The following is a 16594-nucleotide window of genomic DNA, read 5'->3' on the forward strand; positions in this document are numbered from 1 at the left end:
AAATTTTAAAAATCTTTATTTAAGGCTTAATGTGCTCTCTAATAGTGAATATTTTGATTATTTTATTGATTTTGTGAAAAATAATGATAAGCGTGAGATTTTAAAAGAATTTGGTGGTGGAAATATTTATATCCCAAGCTACAAGACTTTAATGAGAGATGAAGAATTAAAACAAGATTTTAAAACACTTATAAAACAAGGTTTAACCACTAAAAATGCAAGTGTAGAATGTGCAAAAAAATATGATTTAAGCTTAAATGCTGTGTATTTAATCACTAAAGAATTAAGAGAAAATTTAGAGCCAAGCTTGTTTTAACTTAGACTATTTTGATAATAAACTTCAATTTAATTTGATATTTTTTACTATAGTTTTAAGTATAATATGTTATATTAATATTCAATTGTTTATTTTAAATTAGAGGATAAATGTGATGACTGTGGGGGATATTCAAAAAATTTTTGAAAGCAAATTGCATGAGAAAACTCAAAATCAAAAGGTAGTATTTACTAAAAATGAAAATGAAAGACCGCACAATGGTAGTAGTAGAGAAATTGCAGAATTCCTTTCAAGCCTACAAAATGATGATGTTATAAAAGAAGTAGTAGAAAATACTAGCAATCAAGCAATATCACTTGTGAGAGAATATAAAAATGTCTAGAATCGCACAACCTTTTGTGCATTTTGATGCTGCAAAGATGCATTCTCTTATATTGTTTTTTCAACAAACTTTTGCCAAAAGCTATGAGAAGCAAGTTAAGGATATAAAAATTTCACTTACAAAAGAATTTGAAGAAAAAATTATAAATGAAATTTTAGAACAGTATATTAATTATGCTATTGCCTATGAACTTGTAGTAGAAGATGTTTGTCCTTATAAAATTTTGGCTTGGTATGGGTATTTGTTAGCTGATGCTCTTTATATTGAGCAAAAAGAACTCGCTATTTTATCAATATCAACCTCTATTGTATGTATGTTGAAATTGTTAGAAATTGAAAATGTAAAACTAGAAGATACATTTCATAAAAAAGCTTTACAAATGGTTTTGTCTGAACTTAAAGGTAGTCACATGAAATCAGAAGAGAGTAATAAAAAACAACATACAAAAATAGGACTAGGTATGAACGGCTTATATATGATGTTTAGAACAGCATCAATTTGCAAAAAGATTAGCTCTCAAACTCAACACTAATCACATAAGCTGAGTCATTAAAATTATGACTCACGCTCTTGATACTAAATTCATAATGATCCATATTAATATCTTTAATCTTAAGTTTGCCACCAGCTCTTATTTCTCTTCCTATAAGCTCACATCTTCCATTTACTCCACCTTTTTGAAGCTCATTTAGCTTGCTTTGTGCCTTTTTAAAAGCTTCATTATCACTTTTTGGTTGTGATATGTGCATTTTATAAATATTTTCCCCACTTCCTACTTTTATACTTTTTATCTTTGCTTCATCTATATCTTGCCACTCTACTATCACAGCAGAGTATTCATTTCTATCACTTTCTGAAATTTCTAATGAATTACATTCACATAAGGCTATCTCAAAACAAGGTAATTTTTCATTTTTACTTGTAATGTTTGCAGCATTATCTCCTATTTTTCCATCTTTTGGTGTTATGATTAAGGTATTTTCTTTAATCATGCAAATAAATCCATATTCAAAACAAATCTTATATAAAAATTCTAAGTTATTTTGATTGTTTTGTAATATACTTACGATATTTTGATCCTCTCCACTTGTTTTTATCTTTAAACTATTTTCACTCGCTAATTTACTTGCTATAGTAAAAAGTGTAGTATTTTCAAAGCTTCTTGTTTTTTTATCTTTTATGTTTGTGTCATTTTTTCCACTAAAATTAACAGCACTAGCCCTTACTTCGGTAGTATTTAAAGTGTAATTTTTGCTCACAACATTTACATTAAAAGTTCCACATTTAAAAAGCTTTTCAAAACCAAGCCAAAGTTCTAAACTATCCCCAAACAATGGTTTAGAGTAAAGCCCAAAAAAGCTTAAGCTAATCTCATCGCTTTCGCTACCTTCTTTATCTTCATAAGAAATACTGATAATATTTTTAGAAAGCTTTTGTGTAACATCTTTTCCTTTTGCAACAAGTTTAAATCTTGGTTTTCTTACCATAAGGCTTTTTCCTTATCCTCTTTGATTTCAAGTTGCGGTAGAATAATCTTATCTCCTGCTTTTAAAATAGGTTCTAATTTTGGATTAGCTATTAATACCTGCTCAAAACATTGTAAATTTTTATAATGTTTATAAACTATACTATCAAGCCTTTCATTATTTTTAGCTATATAAATTTTATTCATCAAAGTCCCTTTCCAAATCCATACTAAAGCTTTGTGCTACAAAGCCACTTCCATCTACAAATGCACTTCTATTTTCATTTAAAGCTAAAATCACAAACTTACCATAATACTTTCCATTAGCTCCTATTAAAATATAAGATTTTTGTTCTTTTGCCATATTCTCAAGTTTATCTAAGTAAGTGTTTCTATCCCCTTTTAAAGGTAAGGTTTTGCCTTGTATTTTAATCTTTTCACTTTCTTTGGAACTTGCAAATAAAGCATTATGATTATTAAGTCTATTTTGACTTTGTATGTTGTATTCTAAGCTTCTTTCTAAATTATCAAAATTTAAAGCTTTAAACTCAAATTCTCCTAAAGCTAAAACCATTTAAACTCCTTTTTAGTTTTGCAAAGCTAAAATTATCTTAGTTAGATAGGGTTGATGGTTGCAATGTAGTAGTTGAGGATGTGCGGTAACCAGTCCGAGAACACATCGTATTGTGGGTGCAAGTCCCACCGCTCTATCTAATTTTTTCTAAGTGCTTAAGACCTTTTCTATCTTTATCCACTTTCCCAAGTGTAATAACAGCATTAGTTTTTCCAAATTTTTTTAGTTTGTAATCATGTCTTATAATGATTTTATTCACTTTTTTACTATTTTTCATATCATCAAAAAAATAAACCAAACTTTCTTCTTTCTTATCCCAATAAACCTCTTTTGCTTCATCTAAAACCTTAACAATTTGCTTGATTTCATCCACACTTAAGGCTTGATTGTAGTTTGCTTTTCTTTTAGGACTTGCGTGTAAAAGATTGTTTTTGCTAAGTGTAAAGTATAAGTCTTCTAAGTCTTTTTTGTTAAGCTTTTCTAAAAATTCCTTAGTGTTTTTATCCATTTTACCCACTTGAATGAAATTAATAGGATATTTTTGATTATCTTTAACAATAATTTCATCTATCATTTCATCTAAACTTTTTTGCCAAGTATAAAGTTCTTTTTCGTGAGTAAAACTCTTAGCTTCTTTTGTTTTTTTGGCTGCAATACTTAGCATGTTAAGTTTTATGAAATTTTGAATTACTTCGGTGTTTTTTTGCTTATAAAGCTCATCTAAAAGCTCTTCATCGTTAAAGCCATTAAATTCACTTTCTTTGGTGTTTGAAGGTGGAATTTTTAAGCCTTTAACTTCACTTTCTCCTAGATTTATAACTTTACATCTACAGCCATAATCATGCATGTTTACATGTGGATAGTGCGTATCCCAAAAAGGGTCATCTTTATGTAAAACTATGCCATCAAATGCTCTATGCTTATCTCTAACATGCGAATCTTGTTTTGTGCAATATTTAAGATAAGGCTTGATGCTTTTCATTTGATTTTCATAGATAGCTTTTGCTTTAGCTTTTCTTGAGTTTTCTTCAAAAATCTTTTTTAGTCTTGCACTATTAAAATTGGTTTTTTTAATTTCACCTGTTTTTCTATCTATAATTTCTTTTGAACCCCACCAACCCTTAGTTTTTAATTTTTCTTCAGCAATCTTACTCCAAGTACTAAATTTATCTCCATTTTTTATAGCATTTACTAAAGAATCTTGTATATCTTTCAATAAGCTTTCATCTATAAGCTTGGCAATAGTAAAAACTTTTTTATGAGAAGAATGTGAAAGCTCATCATAATCAAAGCTAACTTGTGGCTTTTTATTTTTTAAAAATAAAACAGCTTCACTTGGTTCTTGGAAAAAACCTATTTTAGCGTTTGGCATTTTAATCCTCCAAATATCCCAAGATATTAGAATTAACTAAAGACATATAAAGATATTTTTCAAAATCAGCTTGCTTTAGACTAGAAAAACTCCCTTGAAGTTTTTCAAATGCTTCATCATAATTTTTGCTTTCTTTAATAGTTTTTTCAAACTGTTCTTTGAAAAATTTTGCCATAGCCTCATCAACTTGTAAATATTCTTTTTGTTCCAAAGCTTTGTCAATAAAATCTTCCTCAAAGCTCTCTAACTTTGCTTTATTTTCAAATAAAGCTTTTTTATTTTCTTCATTGTCTTTTAGTGTTTTGCTTTCTTGGCTTAAAAGTTCTTTTATAAGTTTTCCTTCTACATTATAGGTTCTTTTAATATATTCTTCATCAAAACAAAAGCCCATATTAAAAAGTTTTAAATCCCTTTCGCAAAGCTCACTTTTTGGTTCTGCTTCGCTAAAAAACTGCACAAAAAGCTCATCTTTAAAATGATTGATTTCTTTGAAAAACTTAATGGCGCGATTTAAAATAAAAAGAACGATTTGCCCATCTTGGGCAGCTAAATCTTTTCTTATTTGATTATGTGACTCAGCCGCTGCTAAAGAACCCCCACTCACTTGAGAACTTAAATTAGCTCCTAAAACCACGCTTCTTATTTGATTATCTAAATAATCTATTATTTCATTATAATTTGCCTTAGCCTTTGGCTGGATTAAATCAAGTTCTTCTTCTTTATCAATAACCGCACTATCGCCATTTAGCATTTGATGGATTTCAGAAGCTAGTGCATCAGGGTCGCTATCTGTTTTTGCAACTGCCCAAGGAGAGCCAAATCTTTCTAAAAATTCCATCCAAAACTTTAAACTTGCATTTTTAAGTTTTATTGGAAAATAAAGCTTAGCCAACAATGCATCTCCATTTTTAAATAAAAAATTAGAGCCAAAAAGTCCATAAATTGCTTTTTTATCTTCAACTAATTCATCATATCCATTGCCATTATAAATAAGCTCATCATTTTCATTAAAGCCAAAATTTCTAAAATCTCTTTGTTTTAAAATAGGATAATAAAAACCATCTTTTAACTTGTAATTAACCTCAAAGACATTAAGCCCATAAAGATAAGTTTCTAAAATTTGCCCTATTAAATCAGGATTAAAAAGATACTCAAAGCTTTCTTTGATTTTTTCATTTTCACAAACGATTTGAAGCTCTTTTGCTAAAATCACACTCCTTCGTGATTGATGAGCTTGAGTAAAGCTTAGATCTTTAAAAATCATTTTTTGATCGTTCTCGCTGATTTGAAGCACATTTAAATAGCTTGAGTTTATAAGAGTGTTAATAAGACTATTATTTTTTAGAATAACTTCTCTTTTGCTTTTTGTTTCTTTTTTCATATTTTTCCTTTAAAAACGCCTTATTCTTGAAACAGAGTTAAAATGATGCTTTCTTCTTTTAATACTACTTTTAGTTCTTGCTAATAAAAATGCTCCTGCTAAGCTATCAGGTGCATCATCATTTTTGCCTTCTGGAAATTCTAAAAGTTGATTTATAAGCATGCTTTGGCTTTTATGTAAAAAAAGCTCTTCATTTTCAAAAGCAAGACTTAAGCTCTCAATGCGTTCAAACTTAGAAATGCTGTTATTTTTACCACGCAAAGGCAAAAATACTCCACTATCTAAACTTTTTTCTTGTAACCATTTTTTTAAGAAAAATTGACCGCCATTAGTTTCAATTTCAATCAAACGACATTTATAAAGCTTTTGAAGATTAAAAATAGTTTTTATAATGTTTTGTGCTTTTAAAATTTTTACGATGCTTTCTACTACATAAAAGCCCTTTGCACCTTTACCAATAATTGTAATCGCAGTAAAGTCACTTTTTGCTTTTTCTCCTGCTGGGTCAATATACATATAATACTGATTAATGGGTGGTAAATCATCATAAAAATTAATACCATCAAGACTAAAGATTTGATTTTCACTTCTTGGATTATTAAGCTGCTCTTTATTGAAAGCTTTTAGATTTTCAGCCCTTAACTTCATTAAATCCTCTAAGCTTTTTGCCTCTTCCCAAAGAACCTTAGCCCCTTTATCCATTAAAACTTTATTTTTTAAATAAAATTGATGAGCTGTATTAAAATCGCTATTTCTATAAAGCGTGGCATACTCATCCCATAAATCAAGCCTTTGTGGAAACTCTTCAATAGAGCGAAATACTTTAGGATTCCAAAAACCAAGCTTTAATTTTCTAGATAACACACTATCATTATGTAAAATGGTTCCAATATAAAGCACATCTAAACTTCCATCCGCACTCCCTAAGTTTAAAACCGCTTCATCCACCCAATCTTCTAATTTATCCCTTTGATCTTTGCTTCTAACATTTGTATCATTTTCTAAATCATCTAAAATAACCAAATCAGGTCTTTTAACTCCATATCTAACCCCGCGCAGTCTTTTTCCACTTCCAAAAGCTTTAATCTTTACACCATTATTGCTTACAAATTCACCCACACGCCAAGTCTTGCCAATTCCTACAACTTCAGGAAAGTCAAGCTTTAAATGCGGATTATCTTCAAGCTCTGCTTTAATAGCTTCAAGCATTCCTTCCATAAGTTCGACCGCATCTGAAATCTCTACTATAAAGCTTTTATAATTAAAAACCAAACACCACAAAGGAAAAAGCTGTGAGGTATAAGTTGATTTACCATGTGCTCTTGGGGCAGCTATAGCATGTTTTTCTCCTTTACTCTCTTTTTTAAGTGCGATTTTTGAAAAAACTTCATTTAAGTGCAAATGTAAGCCACATTCTCCTTTAATGGTAAAATAATGCGGAAAATAAGTTCTTGCAAAATAATCAAAATCCACACTTGCTCTTTTAATTCTTTCTTCTTTTAAGGCAGGATCTAAATGACTTTCATGCAAAAATTGAGTTTTTAATTCATTTTTTAACTCATCCATCCATTCTAAAAAGTCTTTTCTTTGCATAGCACTTTTTAACTCGTTTGGAGTGCTCTCATGTTTTTGCTCATTTATTATTAAAAACTCATCTAATTCTTCTTTAGTAAAAAGCATTATTCATCCATTGCTAAGATTTCTTTTTCTATCACGCCACTTTCTAAAAGCAATACTAGTTTGCTCACACAATCTTTATCATTTTTCAAATGGCTTATTATGATTTCAACTACCTTTTTAGCGACATTTAAACGATAAGTACTTGGATCTTCAAGTCTTGCTACTTTTCTCATTTTTGAAAAACTATCTCCTATTCTTGCAATAGCTTCAGTTTTTTTCTCAGCATTCATTTTTTCATCAGAATTGATATTTTCAATCGCACGAAACATTTGATCTGTAAAGCTTTCATATAAAGATGCACTTTCCTTGTCTTTAATTTTTGAAGTTAAAAGACTAGTTTTAACCTTATCCCAATCTCCATCTTTTGCTTTGTAATTTCTTATAGTTTTTTCATTACGGTTTAAAATTTTTGCAATCTTAAATATATCAAAACCTGCAATATAAAGTTCTTTTGCTAAATCTTTTAATTCGTTATTAGCCATTTATTCTCCTTAAATCCATTCTTTTTCTTTTAATCTTAAACGCCCTAGCTTTGTTTTGTGGAATAAAATCATCTTCACTAATTTCAGTTGGAATTTTTTTATTAGCCATTTTTAAAAGCAAATCATTTGCCCATTCTATAATTTCATTCAAACTTTCCTTTGGAAAATCATTACGGCGTTTTAGCTCCATAATTGTAAGCTTTACACAAATATCTTTTAAAAGAGGAGTTGGTTTATCAGGTATTTTTATAAAACTTGCAATATAACTTTGTGCATCATTAATAGCATCATCAATCACTTCTTTATCACAAACACCATCAGCATTTAAATCACTAAGCTCTGCTATGGCATGAATACTTAATTCTTTGATTAAATCTTTTTCATCTATCATAAAAAGATGTGTTTTAGTTTTTGTAATAAGCTCTTCTTCTAAAGTGTCTTGATAATTCATTTTAAAACCTTTTTTAAAGTGGTTAAAATATGGTTAAAATCGTTTAAAATATTTTTCTAATATCTTTTAGCTTTAAAGGCAAAAAATGCTTTTAAAGCTAAATTTGTGCGTTTTATTCTAAAACAAGCTTAATTAGCCCATTTGGTCTGGTACAAACTGGCATGGCTCTCATTTCACCTACAATTTCAATTCCAGCACCACGAGATAAAATCTCAGGCTTAGAAACAAACATTAAACTTGGTGCTTTTCCTAAAGCGTCGGTGTGATTTGCTCTTGTATAATAAATGCGATTAGAACTATCCTTTGGCACAACCATACCCTCAGTGCCTTTTAAAAACTCAACGCTCTTTCCATTTGTATTTTTGTATTTTGCACTATAACGGCGATACTTGGTGCCATATAAAATTAAGGACTTATCTTTCTCATCCCTACTTGCAAGATGGTTTTTATAAAGATCTTCGCTTAATGCCAAATTAGAAATAGTCGCAAAAAGTTCATTTCCACAAAGCACTTCATAATCAGCACTTGTTCCAAATTCATCAATAATTGCCGCATCTATACTATCGCATATATTAGCTAGTGTTGTGCTTCCATCTTTTTTAACACTAACAGCTTTCTTGCTTGCACTGCCAAAATCAAAAAGCACATTTCCTTTACCATCTAAAATCTTGCCAAATAAAGCACCATTTGCCATATATTCAAGCGTAGTATTAAAGCTTTCTTTCATTTCTTTAACCAAAACCCCAAGAATCTCACTTAAACTTTTAGTCTGAGCTTCTTGTAAAGCTAAAGACCTTAAAGAATTAATCTCACTTGCACTGATTCTTTTTGCTAATGCAAAGCGTGGTAAAGGTATGTTTAAAATATAAGCGTCTTTAGTGTTTTCTAAAGAATGCTCTCCATTTTCTGAAATGCTATTTAAAACAATTCCAGCACCTTTTATAATTTCAACCCTTACGGTGCTCTCAAGGCTTGGAATTTTATCTTTGAAAAAAGTATCGCTTACAAAGCGAGGTGAAGCTTTAGTTTGATTGATAACTTCAGTTATTTTTGTGCTTGAAAAAAGTTCCAAAAGTTGCTCTAAATCCATTTTTACTCCTTAACATTAATAATTAAATTTTGCATAAAAGCTTTTTTAACCGCACTTGCATGAACGCCTTTTAAATTGATTTCTCCTGCTAATAAAACTGCATAAACGCCGGATCTTAAAGCGTGATCTTTAAGCATGGCTAATTTAATATTTTCTTTTGCACTAATATCTTCATTAGGGCATTTTTTAAAGCTTTCTCCAAAATCTTCACTGATTAAAAGCGTTCCAAGAGCTAAGCTTTCATTATCTTCAAGTTCTACTTTTGCATTAATTGAAAGCAAATCTTTATTGATAAAACTTTCAAGGCTTTGTGGCATAGCAATTAAAGGATCATTGCTTAAGCTTTTTGGTGTGACCTTTGATGGCATTTCTTCTTCTCCTTTTTCATTTATAAGTTCCTTAGCGGTTTCATTTTCACTCACAATTTCTTCACTGGCTGAGTTTTCATCTTCTAAAGACAAAGCTTTGGTTAAGTCTTCATTTTCTAGGTTCTCATTTTCTAACTTTTGGGTTTCTTTTTTAGCTTTAGCCATTTTTAATCCCCTAACATCATTTTCACAACATCAAACTCATTAGTTTTTGCTGTGTTTTTATTTGCAAAAAGATTATTTTTTGGAACTTGCACTTGTTCATCCTTAGTATCTAAAAAGGTTTTAAAGCCCTCTAAATCCTTACAAGCATAAGTTAATGCCCATTCTTTTTGAGAATTAGCTATTTTGCCTGTATTTAAAGCATTATCAACCAAAGAACTGGCTAAGTTTTTAACGCTTTCTTCGTTTTGTTTTTTTAAAGCTTCATTCTGCGAAGCTAAAGAGCTGTTTTCATTTTTTAAAGCTACAATCTGCGATTCTAACTCTTTGATTTTTTCATCCATTTTCTCTCCTTTGTTTTGATGAATGTTATTTTTATTAGCAATGAGTTCGCCAAGCTCATCTATAAACGGTATGTTTGTTAGAGCAACTGAGTGTAATTTTGCTCTTATTAATTTTCCGCTTTTATTGTCTTTTGTGTTAAACTCAAAAACAGGCGAAAGATAGCGGTATTGCTTGTTAGCTATATATTTTTTAGCTTCTTCGTTAAACTCAGCCTTAGCCATTAAGGCATCATTTTCTAAGTAAAGTTCTTTAATCCAACCTGCAGCAGGTGCTTTTTCATTTTTTAAGCTTTGATGCTCATAATCAATAACTAAATCAATCTTTTTTTGATTAAAATTATCAATCATCGAGTTTAAATCTTTATCATCAACCTTAAACCTGCCATTATTATGCCCTTTCCACTCACCCTTAATTGCCACTTTTATGGGCTTATCATTGCTAACTTCGACTAAATTTTCTTTATTGATAAAAAGCATTTTAAATCCTTAAAAAATCATCTTTTGGTAAAAAGCTACTTTGCAAAGTTCTTGCATAAATGCTTAAATAGCCATGATCGCTTATTCCTTCGTAAACCTTTTTAAGATCTTTAAGCTCTATTCTAAAACCATTGCTAGGTTCTGCATTTAAAAGCACTTTATCAACAGCTTCTATTGCATCAAATAATTTATGCTTAGCATCAATTCTGTGTTTAGGAGCTTTTGATTTTGTATGGGTTAAAATATAAAGTTTCCAAGTACCTATTTTATTTTCTAAATCTTTATAGCTTTCTCCTTCAAAATCAAGCAAAAGCGAAGTTTCTAAACCATTGATACAAGTTGCTATATTTTGAGTGTTTTCAAATTCCCCTAAATATGCTCTGATATTAAAATCTTCAAGTAATTTTAAAAGCTCAATTTCAAATTCTTTAAGCATTTGTTTCCTTATAAAAAATTGATGGCATTTTAGAATGAGAGTTTTTTACTTTCAAATAATGATTTTTGCACAAAGGTTTTAGCACAATTTTTTTCTATTTTTTAAAGATTCTTTTTTATTAAACTTGCAGCAATTCAAAGGAGAAGAAAATGAAAGCAAACTCTTATTTTAAACTTGATGAGTTTAAATGCAGATGTGGAAAATGTGAATTGCCAAAAGGTGTACCAAGTGATGAGCTTGTGGATATTCTTTGTCAAATAAGGGAGCATTTTAACTCATCTATAATTATAAATAGTGCTTATAGATGTGCTTCTCATAATGCTAAAGTTGGTGGTTCCCCTAAATCTCAACACACCTTAGGGAGTGCAGTAGATTTTGTAGTTAAGGGTGTTAAAACAGAGGAAGTTCATCAATATGTTTTAGATAATTTTGGCGAAAGAGGTTTAGGGATTGCTATAAAACATAATTTTGATAATCCTTATGCAGGTTTTGTACATATTGATACGCGTGGTAAAAAAGCAAGATGGACTTATGCTTAAAGGTTTAAAATGTTTGATATATCTAAATTATTTGGCTTTGAAAAAATAGCTATTTTTACCTTAGTTGTTTTAAGTTCTTTTTTGTTTTTTAAAAATCATACTCTAACTTTAGAAAATGAAAATTTAAAGCTTAAGTCTTTACATTTAAGTAGTGAAATAAATGTATTTAAAGATAAGTTAAAAGAGCAAAATAATGCTATTGAAAAATTAAAAATAGAGTTAAAACCCAAAGAGGTTTTAAAAGAAGTTTTAAAGGTTGATAAGGTTTTTATCAAAGATAAAAGCTGTCAAAGTGAGCTTAATGCTTATAAGGAGCTTTTTAATATCTTAGGTAGCAAGCAATGAGAATTCTTTATATAAAACTATTAATCCTTCCTTTTGTTTTAAGTGCTTGTGCTAACAAGGATATTTTGATTAAAACTGAATTTAGCGAGGTTAAAATACCTGTTAAATGTCCTTTAAAGCTTCCTTTAAAACCTTTAAACAAGGGTGATTTAGCTAGTGCAAAAGAACTTAGCAAATATTATTTAGAAATTGAAAGTATTGCTAAAACTTGCACAGGATGGGATGAAAATGAAACTAGTTATTGAACTTAGCATTGCTTCTTTGTTTTCTAGCTTTACTTTAGCTTTATTTTATTTGATTGAAATTCTTACAAGGAACTAGCACATGAAGTTAGAAGATATTTTTGTATATATAGTTTTAATGATAGTAAGCTTTATAGCAGGACTTGTAGGAATAGTAACGAAAAACAAGCTAAGCAAAGAGCTTAACATAAAAGGCAAGTTTATACTCTTTTTAAAAGGTATGCTTGGATCTATGTTTGTAGCATACTTAGTTTTTGAAATTGTAAGTTATTTGAATTTTGGTATCAAATTAAGTGTTGCTATGGGTGGATTTGCAGCTTACATGGGAACAGATGCATTACTTAAAATAGAACAGCTTGTAGAAAAAATAATAACCAAGAAAGTAGAAAAACTATGAATGAGCTTGGCATCATTTGCGACATTAAAGACAATAAAGCAAAAGTTGCTATTGGAGAAATGGTAACTGATTTTTTAAGTGTTTTTCAAGCTTTTTCAAATTCTTACGCAGTGAGCTTTTCACCTTTAAGAATAGGAGAACAAGTTTTAGTAATGCCTGTGCGCGGGGATTTAAATTCAGGTGTAATTTTGCGTGGGCTTTATCAAGAAAAACACAAAGCAAAAAATACAGATACTGATACTTTTAATATAGACTTTGAAGATGGAACACACCTAGAATATAACTCTAAAAGTAGCACTTTAAAGCTTGATGTAACTAAAGATATAAATATTACTTGTGTGAATAAAACCATCAATAACCAAAACGACACCTTAAACACTCAAAGTCATACCACAAACGCTAATACCATAACGCTTAATGCTCCAAGCATTAATTTAAATGGTAACACTCAAATTGCAGGAGCAATTTCTACAAGCGGCAAAGGTGGAGCAAGTGGAACTTTTAGCATAAAGGGGAATTTAAATTTAATTGGTGATTTAAAGGTTAGTGGAAATATAAGTGATAGCAAAGGTGATTTAACAAATCATACTCATTCTTGCACAGATGGTGCTACGGCGGTAAGTAGATGAAATATTTAGCAAGCATTGAAGAAAGTGTTAAAGACATTTTAATCACTCCTTTGGGTTCAAGAGTAATGAGACCTGAGTATGGTTCTTTGCTTTATACACTAATAGATAGAAAAATTGATGATGATTTTAAAATTAAACTTACTAGATATACAGCAGAGGCTATTTCAAAGTGGGAAAAAAGAGTAAAACTAAAAGGCGTAAGACTTAATGATTGCAAGGATAATAAATTAAGTATTACCTTGCTTTTTGAAAATTATCAGGATTTAAAAGTGGAGCTTAGCAAATGAGTGAAATTTTAAACGCTAATAATGCATACTTTAAACAAAGCTTTTTAAAAGATATTCCTTATCCAAAAATCATAGAAGAGCTTGATTTTGAAAAGATTTTAAAAGATCTTGAAGAGCTTTTTAAAAGCTTTTTAAATGAAAATGTAGAGCTTTTAGAATCAGATCCTTTTAAGGCCGTATTAGAAGCACTTGCTTATAGAGAAATGATAATTAGAGCAAGAATTAATGAAGCAATAAAAGCTACATATTTACATTATGCTAGTGGAAGTGATTTAGATAATGTAGTAGCAAATGGCTATTTGATACAAAGGCTTAAAGGGGTTAAACCAACAGCCAAAGTAGAGTTTGAATTAAATACTTTACTTACTTATGATGTAATCATTCCAAAGGGTGCGATTTTTTCCAATGAAAATGCTGATATTGCCACCTTAAAAGAAGAAGTAATAATCAAAAAAGGACAAAACAAAGCACAAGGTGTTTTAGAGCTTGATGAGTTTGTGCAAAGTAAAGAAAGTAAAACCGAGTTTTTACAAACCCCACTGCCTTTTGTAACTAAAATAAAACAACTTGAAAGTTTTAGTGGTGGAGCAAGTAAAGAAAATGATGAAGCCTTAAGAGAAAGAGCTGTAATGAGTGTGCATAGATTTTCAACAGCAGGAAGTGAAAAAGGATATATCTATCATGCCCTAAGTGCAAGTGCTAAGGTAGCTTCTATTAAAGCTTTAAACAATGGAGCAGGAAAAGTAAGAGTTATTATTAAAAGCGAAGATGAAGCAAGTGTTGAAGTGGTTAAAGAGTATTTAAGTGCAGATGAAAGAAGGCCTTTAACTGATGAAGTGAGCGTGGAGTTAGCTAAGAAAAGAGAGTTTATTATAGAAGCTAAACTTTTGCTTTTAGAATTAAGCCGTGCTAATGAAATTAGTGAAAAAATCAACGCCTTACAGAGTGATTTTGATTTAAGTGTAGATTTAGCACTAGGATTTATTTATAAATGCTTACATCAAGATGGAGTTTATAAGAGTGAAATTTTAGGCATTAAAGAAAAAATTACAAATGAAGAAGAGCAAGAATTAAAAGACTTACCTTTAGCAAACATAATAATAGCTGATGATGAGTTTGCAAAAATTAGTTTTGAACTTAGCTATGAAAAGGCTATATTATGAGTAACTTAGTTTTAAACCACCACCCAAAACAAAGCAAAGCTATTGATTTAAGTGCAAAAGCAAGATTTAAAGATTTAAATTTAGCTAGTATCACAAATTTAGCACAGCATTGTGATGAAAGATTATTGCCAATTTTAGCAAATGCTTATGATGTAAGTATTGATGGTTTAAGTCAAAAAGAAGCAAGAGCACTTTTAAGCAAAGCTTTAATGCTTAAAAGACATGCAGGAACTACCTATGCCATAAAAGAAAGCTTAAAAGCAGTATTTGATACAGCTTTAGTGGAAGAATGGTTTAATTATGATGGTAAGCCTTATCATTTTAAAGTAAAAGTAACTAGTTCTCATAAACCTTTTGATGAAAACACTTTTAAACAGCTTGAAAAACTTATTTATGAGTATAAAAATGTGCGTAGTGTTTTAGAAAGTATTGAGTTAAAAGTGCAAAGTAATTGTGATAAATATAATGCTAGTGCCAATTTTACAATAGAAAATATAAGTGTTTTACCACTTAGAGTAAGACAAAGACAAGCAAAGCTTTCTTCTTTTAACGCAATAGCTGTTTTTATTAGTGAGAAAAATATACAAAGTGGAGTTGTTTTATGAATAGTGAATTTTACACCATACTCACAAAAATAGGTATAGCAAAAATCATCGATGCAAGGGCTAGTGGAAAAGCTATAGTTCTTTCTAAATTTAAAGCCTCTTCAAAAGTTATTATTCCTAAAGAAGAGATGCAAAGTCTAGAAGAGATTGTATATGAAGCAAATATTAATTCTAAATATGTGGATGAAAAAAATGATCATCATTTGATTTTAGAATGCATTATAGGTGCAAATGAAGGTGGATTTGAGATTAATGCTATAGGTATATATGATGATGAAAATGATTTAATTGCTATAGGAAATGTCCCAAAAACCTATAAGCCACTTTTAGAAGAAGGTGCTGCTAAAGAGATTATCTTTAAAATCATAATGGAGCTTTCTAACACTAAAGATGTGATCTTAGAACTTGATAAGAGCATGGCTTTAGCAAGTAAGGATTATGTTGATAATATGAAAATAAATCTCTTATTACCTATAACAAGTAACTCTAATGCTATCTTAAAAATTTTTAATGAAAAAATAGACAAAATCAAAGGAGAATAAATGAGTGTTGATATGAGTTCAAAAATAGATGAATTAGCTCACAATATAGGTGAAGTCATAAATAGAGCTGATGCATTGATGGATAAATTTGAAAAAAACGAAGGTGATATTGCAGGTATTGAGGAAAGTTTAAAAAATAAAGCTGATTTATTAACACAAAACATACAATTAACGGTAGGTGCAGGAGGTAAATTTACTAAAATATCAGATGCTTTAAATGAAGCGTTAAAATATTCTCCAGCTAAAATAGGAGCAGGTGATTATCTTGTAAAAATAATCTTAAAAGATGGTTTTGTTATAAACGAGCAAATAAAATGTATAGGTATTAATGCGGGTTTTGTTAGTATTGAAGCAGAAACACCAAATAATGAAATAATAGTTGAAAACTCTGCTATACAAACCGAATTAGGTAATATAAAAACAGCATTTTACGCATCCAATAATGGAGTATTACCATCATTATTATTTAAGTGTAAATTACGAACACCGAATGAAGCAAATACTGCTGGTTTTGCTGTGAGATATGGAGGCAGAATTACCTTAAATAGCAAAGCAGAATTTAGTGATTTTGATGATGGTTGTTTCATAGGTGAGAATTCTAATAGTACTATATTGCTTGCTTCTTTTAAAAGAAATAATAGAGGTATTAGGTGTTGGAAAAGCTTTGTTGATGCTTCAGGTGTCAATATAGATGGTAGTAAAGTTTTTAGTGTAGAAAATAGAGGAGCTGTTATTAATTTAGATACTGCTAAATTAATTAATCAAAAACAAGGAACTAATATAATAAATTCTACTTATAGTGGTATTACATTAGCTCAAGGCTCAGACACTTCAGGTTCTACAGTAGCTTTATCAAACATAACACCAAATCAAATTACAGCTAATGGTATTTTAATGAGATAGG

Annotated in this window: 24 protein-coding genes and 1 pseudogene; 13 read left to right on the forward strand and 12 right to left on the reverse strand. The window is 29.8% G+C overall.

Going from position 1 to position 16594, the window contains the following annotated elements; translation table 11 throughout:
• Positions 1–31: 31 nt before the first annotated feature.
• From L8V88_RS03845 to L8V88_RS03855, 3 genes are all read left to right on the forward strand, one after another.
• Entirely contained in the window at positions 32–316 is a 285-nt protein-coding gene (locus L8V88_RS03845) for a Mor transcription activator domain protein (RefSeq protein ID WP_043019826.1), read from the forward strand.
• A 115-nt stretch (positions 317–431) separates the two neighbouring features.
• Positions 432–659 (forward strand): hypothetical protein, encoded by a 228-nt coding sequence (locus L8V88_RS03850; protein WP_214136107.1) that lies wholly within the window; start codon positions 432–434, stop codon positions 657–659.
• Positions 652–1191: a hypothetical protein gene (locus L8V88_RS03855; protein WP_257911324.1), complete on the forward strand. Its 540-nt coding sequence runs from the start codon at positions 652–654 to the stop codon at positions 1189–1191. The genes L8V88_RS03850 and L8V88_RS03855 overlap by 8 nt, the downstream gene beginning before the upstream one ends.
• Here the strand turns inward: L8V88_RS03855 and L8V88_RS03860 are convergent.
• The 12 genes from L8V88_RS03860 to L8V88_RS03915 form a co-directional block, all read right to left on the reverse strand.
• Complete coding sequence (locus L8V88_RS03860) at positions 1169–2146, reverse strand: phage late control D family protein (protein ID WP_263726894.1); 978 nt, start codon at positions 2144–2146, stop codon at positions 1169–1171. The genes L8V88_RS03855 and L8V88_RS03860 overlap by 23 nt on opposite strands.
• A complete protein-coding gene (locus tag L8V88_RS03865) occupies positions 2140–2331 on the reverse strand; it encodes a tail protein X (RefSeq protein ID WP_139452501.1) in 192 nt (63 codons plus the stop codon). The genes L8V88_RS03860 and L8V88_RS03865 overlap by 7 nt, the downstream gene beginning before the upstream one ends.
• Complete coding sequence (locus L8V88_RS03870) at positions 2324–2698, reverse strand: phage protein U (RefSeq protein ID WP_039663934.1); 375 nt, start codon at positions 2696–2698, stop codon at positions 2324–2326. The genes L8V88_RS03865 and L8V88_RS03870 overlap by 8 nt, the downstream gene beginning before the upstream one ends.
• 133 nt (positions 2699–2831) lie before the next feature.
• Complete coding sequence (locus tag L8V88_RS03875) at positions 2832–4070, reverse strand: phage minor head protein (protein WP_263726897.1); 1239 nt, start codon at positions 4068–4070, stop codon at positions 2832–2834.
• Between the two features lies 1 nt (position 4071).
• Positions 4072–5451, reverse strand: coding sequence for a DUF935 domain-containing protein (locus L8V88_RS03880; protein WP_263726899.1), 1380 nt, complete (start codon positions 5449–5451; stop codon positions 4072–4074).
• Positions 5452–5460: 9 nt separating this feature from the next.
• Positions 5461–7131, reverse strand: a complete 1671-nt coding sequence (terL, locus tag L8V88_RS03885; RefSeq protein WP_263726901.1) for a phage terminase large subunit — start codon at positions 7129–7131, stop codon at positions 5461–5463.
• The gene (locus tag L8V88_RS03890; RefSeq protein ID WP_263726902.1) at positions 7131–7613 is read right to left on the reverse strand and encodes a DUF1804 family protein; all 483 of its coding nucleotides are present in this window, start codon (positions 7611–7613) and stop codon (positions 7131–7133) included. Before L8V88_RS03890 ends, terL begins: the two co-directional genes overlap by 1 nt.
• Entirely contained in the window at positions 7606–8064 is a 459-nt protein-coding gene (locus tag L8V88_RS03895) for a phage protein Gp36 family protein (RefSeq protein ID WP_257905955.1), read from the reverse strand. The genes L8V88_RS03890 and L8V88_RS03895 overlap by 8 nt, the downstream gene beginning before the upstream one ends.
• A 112-nt stretch (positions 8065–8176) precedes the next feature.
• Positions 8177–9154: a major capsid protein gene (locus L8V88_RS03900; RefSeq protein ID WP_263726904.1), complete on the reverse strand. Its 978-nt coding sequence runs from the start codon at positions 9152–9154 to the stop codon at positions 8177–8179.
• Positions 9155–9156: 2 nt separating this feature from the next.
• Positions 9157–9687, reverse strand: coding sequence for a hypothetical protein (locus L8V88_RS03905; RefSeq protein ID WP_263726905.1), 531 nt, complete (start codon positions 9685–9687; stop codon positions 9157–9159).
• A 2-nt stretch (positions 9688–9689) separates the two neighbouring features.
• Positions 9690–10505, reverse strand: coding sequence for a phage protease (locus L8V88_RS03910; protein ID WP_263726907.1), 816 nt, complete (start codon positions 10503–10505; stop codon positions 9690–9692).
• A gap of 1 nt (position 10506) precedes the next feature.
• Complete coding sequence (locus L8V88_RS03915) at positions 10507–10941, reverse strand: hypothetical protein (RefSeq protein ID WP_263726909.1); 435 nt, start codon at positions 10939–10941, stop codon at positions 10507–10509.
• A 149-nt stretch (positions 10942–11090) separates the two neighbouring features.
• Between L8V88_RS03915 and L8V88_RS03920 the strand changes: the two genes are divergently transcribed.
• The 10 genes and pseudogenes from L8V88_RS03920 to L8V88_RS03965 all read left to right on the forward strand — a co-directional run bounded on the left by L8V88_RS03920 (position 11091) and on the right by L8V88_RS03965 (position 16593).
• Entirely contained in the window at positions 11091–11480 is a 390-nt protein-coding gene (locus L8V88_RS03920; protein ID WP_263726910.1) for a YcbK family protein, read from the forward strand.
• Between the two features lie 9 nt (positions 11481–11489).
• A complete protein-coding gene (locus L8V88_RS03925; RefSeq protein ID WP_263726912.1) occupies positions 11490–11825 on the forward strand; it encodes a hypothetical protein in 336 nt (111 codons plus the stop codon).
• Positions 11822–12070, forward strand: a complete 249-nt coding sequence (locus tag L8V88_RS03930; RefSeq protein ID WP_039663907.1) for a hypothetical protein — start codon at positions 11822–11824, stop codon at positions 12068–12070. The genes L8V88_RS03925 and L8V88_RS03930 overlap by 4 nt, the downstream gene beginning before the upstream one ends.
• Positions 12071–12149: 79 nt before the next feature.
• Complete coding sequence (locus L8V88_RS03935) at positions 12150–12464, forward strand: phage holin family protein (RefSeq protein WP_214114814.1); 315 nt, start codon at positions 12150–12152, stop codon at positions 12462–12464.
• Positions 12461–13093, forward strand: a complete 633-nt coding sequence (locus L8V88_RS03940) for a phage baseplate assembly protein V (RefSeq protein WP_263726913.1) — start codon at positions 12461–12463, stop codon at positions 13091–13093. The genes L8V88_RS03935 and L8V88_RS03940 overlap by 4 nt, the downstream gene beginning before the upstream one ends.
• Positions 13090–13380 carry a GPW/gp25 family protein gene (locus tag L8V88_RS03945; RefSeq protein WP_263674617.1) on the forward strand — a complete coding sequence of 97 codons (291 nt, stop codon included), beginning with the start codon at positions 13090–13092 and terminating at the stop codon, positions 13378–13380. Before L8V88_RS03940 ends, L8V88_RS03945 begins: the two co-directional genes overlap by 4 nt.
• Positions 13377–14543 (forward strand): baseplate J/gp47 family protein, encoded by a 1167-nt coding sequence (locus L8V88_RS03950; RefSeq protein ID WP_263726915.1) that lies wholly within the window; start codon positions 13377–13379, stop codon positions 14541–14543. The genes L8V88_RS03945 and L8V88_RS03950 overlap by 4 nt, the downstream gene beginning before the upstream one ends.
• Entirely contained in the window at positions 14540–15148 is a 609-nt protein-coding gene (locus L8V88_RS03955; protein WP_263726916.1) for a phage tail protein I, read from the forward strand. The genes L8V88_RS03950 and L8V88_RS03955 overlap by 4 nt, the downstream gene beginning before the upstream one ends.
• A pseudogene (locus L8V88_RS03960) lies at positions 15145–15675 on the forward strand (phage tail protein); the annotation flags it as partial. The gene L8V88_RS03955 and the pseudogene L8V88_RS03960, both read left to right, overlap by 4 nt.
• A gap of 15 nt (positions 15676–15690) precedes the next feature.
• Positions 15691–16593 carry a hypothetical protein gene (locus L8V88_RS03965; RefSeq protein WP_263726918.1) on the forward strand — a complete coding sequence of 301 codons (903 nt, stop codon included), beginning with the start codon at positions 15691–15693 and terminating at the stop codon, positions 16591–16593.
• Position 16594 lies beyond the last annotated feature (1 nt).

Source organism: Campylobacter sp. IFREMER_LSEM_CL2101 (assembly GCF_025771825.1).
Lineage (GTDB): Bacteria > Campylobacterota > Campylobacteria > Campylobacterales > Campylobacteraceae > Campylobacter_D > Campylobacter_D lari_C.

Excerpts from the sequence above, each read along its gene's own strand:
- L8V88_RS03850 (WP_214136107.1), top strand. The coding sequence starts at position 432 with ATGACTGTGGGGGATATTCAAAAAATTTTTGAAAGCAAATTGCATGAG.
- L8V88_RS03855 (WP_257911324.1), top strand. The coding sequence starts at position 652 with ATGTCTAGAATCGCACAACCTTTTGTGCATTTTGATGCTGCAAAGATG.
- L8V88_RS03860 (WP_263726894.1), bottom strand. The coding sequence starts at position 2,146 with ATGGTAAGAAAACCAAGATTTAAACTTGTTGCAAAAGGAAAAGATGTT.
- L8V88_RS03865 (WP_139452501.1), bottom strand. The coding sequence starts at position 2,331 with ATGAATAAAATTTATATAGCTAAAAATAATGAAAGGCTTGATAGTATA.
- L8V88_RS03870 (WP_039663934.1), bottom strand. The coding sequence starts at position 2,698 with ATGGTTTTAGCTTTAGGAGAATTTGAGTTTAAAGCTTTAAATTTTGAT.
- L8V88_RS03875 (WP_263726897.1), bottom strand. The coding sequence starts at position 4,070 with ATGCCAAACGCTAAAATAGGTTTTTTCCAAGAACCAAGTGAAGCTGTT.
- L8V88_RS03880 (WP_263726899.1), bottom strand. The coding sequence starts at position 5,451 with ATGAAAAAAGAAACAAAAAGCAAAAGAGAAGTTATTCTAAAAAATAAT.
- terL (WP_263726901.1), bottom strand. The coding sequence starts at position 7,131 with ATGCTTTTTACTAAAGAAGAATTAGATGAGTTTTTAATAATAAATGAG.
- L8V88_RS03890 (WP_263726902.1), bottom strand. The coding sequence starts at position 7,613 with ATGGCTAATAACGAATTAAAAGATTTAGCAAAAGAACTTTATATTGCA.
- L8V88_RS03895 (WP_257905955.1), bottom strand. The coding sequence starts at position 8,064 with ATGAATTATCAAGACACTTTAGAAGAAGAGCTTATTACAAAAACTAAA.
- L8V88_RS03900 (WP_263726904.1), bottom strand. The coding sequence starts at position 9,154 with ATGGATTTAGAGCAACTTTTGGAACTTTTTTCAAGCACAAAAATAACT.
- L8V88_RS03905 (WP_263726905.1), bottom strand. The coding sequence starts at position 9,687 with ATGGCTAAAGCTAAAAAAGAAACCCAAAAGTTAGAAAATGAGAACCTA.
- L8V88_RS03910 (WP_263726907.1), bottom strand. The coding sequence starts at position 10,505 with ATGCTTTTTATCAATAAAGAAAATTTAGTCGAAGTTAGCAATGATAAG.
- L8V88_RS03915 (WP_263726909.1), bottom strand. The coding sequence starts at position 10,941 with ATGCTTAAAGAATTTGAAATTGAGCTTTTAAAATTACTTGAAGATTTT.
- L8V88_RS03920 (WP_263726910.1), top strand. The coding sequence starts at position 11,091 with ATGAAAGCAAACTCTTATTTTAAACTTGATGAGTTTAAATGCAGATGT.
- L8V88_RS03925 (WP_263726912.1), top strand. The coding sequence starts at position 11,490 with ATGTTTGATATATCTAAATTATTTGGCTTTGAAAAAATAGCTATTTTT.
- L8V88_RS03930 (WP_039663907.1), top strand. The coding sequence starts at position 11,822 with ATGAGAATTCTTTATATAAAACTATTAATCCTTCCTTTTGTTTTAAGT.
- L8V88_RS03935 (WP_214114814.1), top strand. The coding sequence starts at position 12,150 with ATGAAGTTAGAAGATATTTTTGTATATATAGTTTTAATGATAGTAAGC.
- L8V88_RS03940 (WP_263726913.1), top strand. The coding sequence starts at position 12,461 with ATGAATGAGCTTGGCATCATTTGCGACATTAAAGACAATAAAGCAAAA.
- L8V88_RS03945 (WP_263674617.1), top strand. The coding sequence starts at position 13,090 with ATGAAATATTTAGCAAGCATTGAAGAAAGTGTTAAAGACATTTTAATC.
- L8V88_RS03950 (WP_263726915.1), top strand. The coding sequence starts at position 13,377 with ATGAGTGAAATTTTAAACGCTAATAATGCATACTTTAAACAAAGCTTT.
- L8V88_RS03955 (WP_263726916.1), top strand. The coding sequence starts at position 14,540 with ATGAGTAACTTAGTTTTAAACCACCACCCAAAACAAAGCAAAGCTATT.
- L8V88_RS03965 (WP_263726918.1), top strand. The coding sequence starts at position 15,691 with ATGAGTGTTGATATGAGTTCAAAAATAGATGAATTAGCTCACAATATA.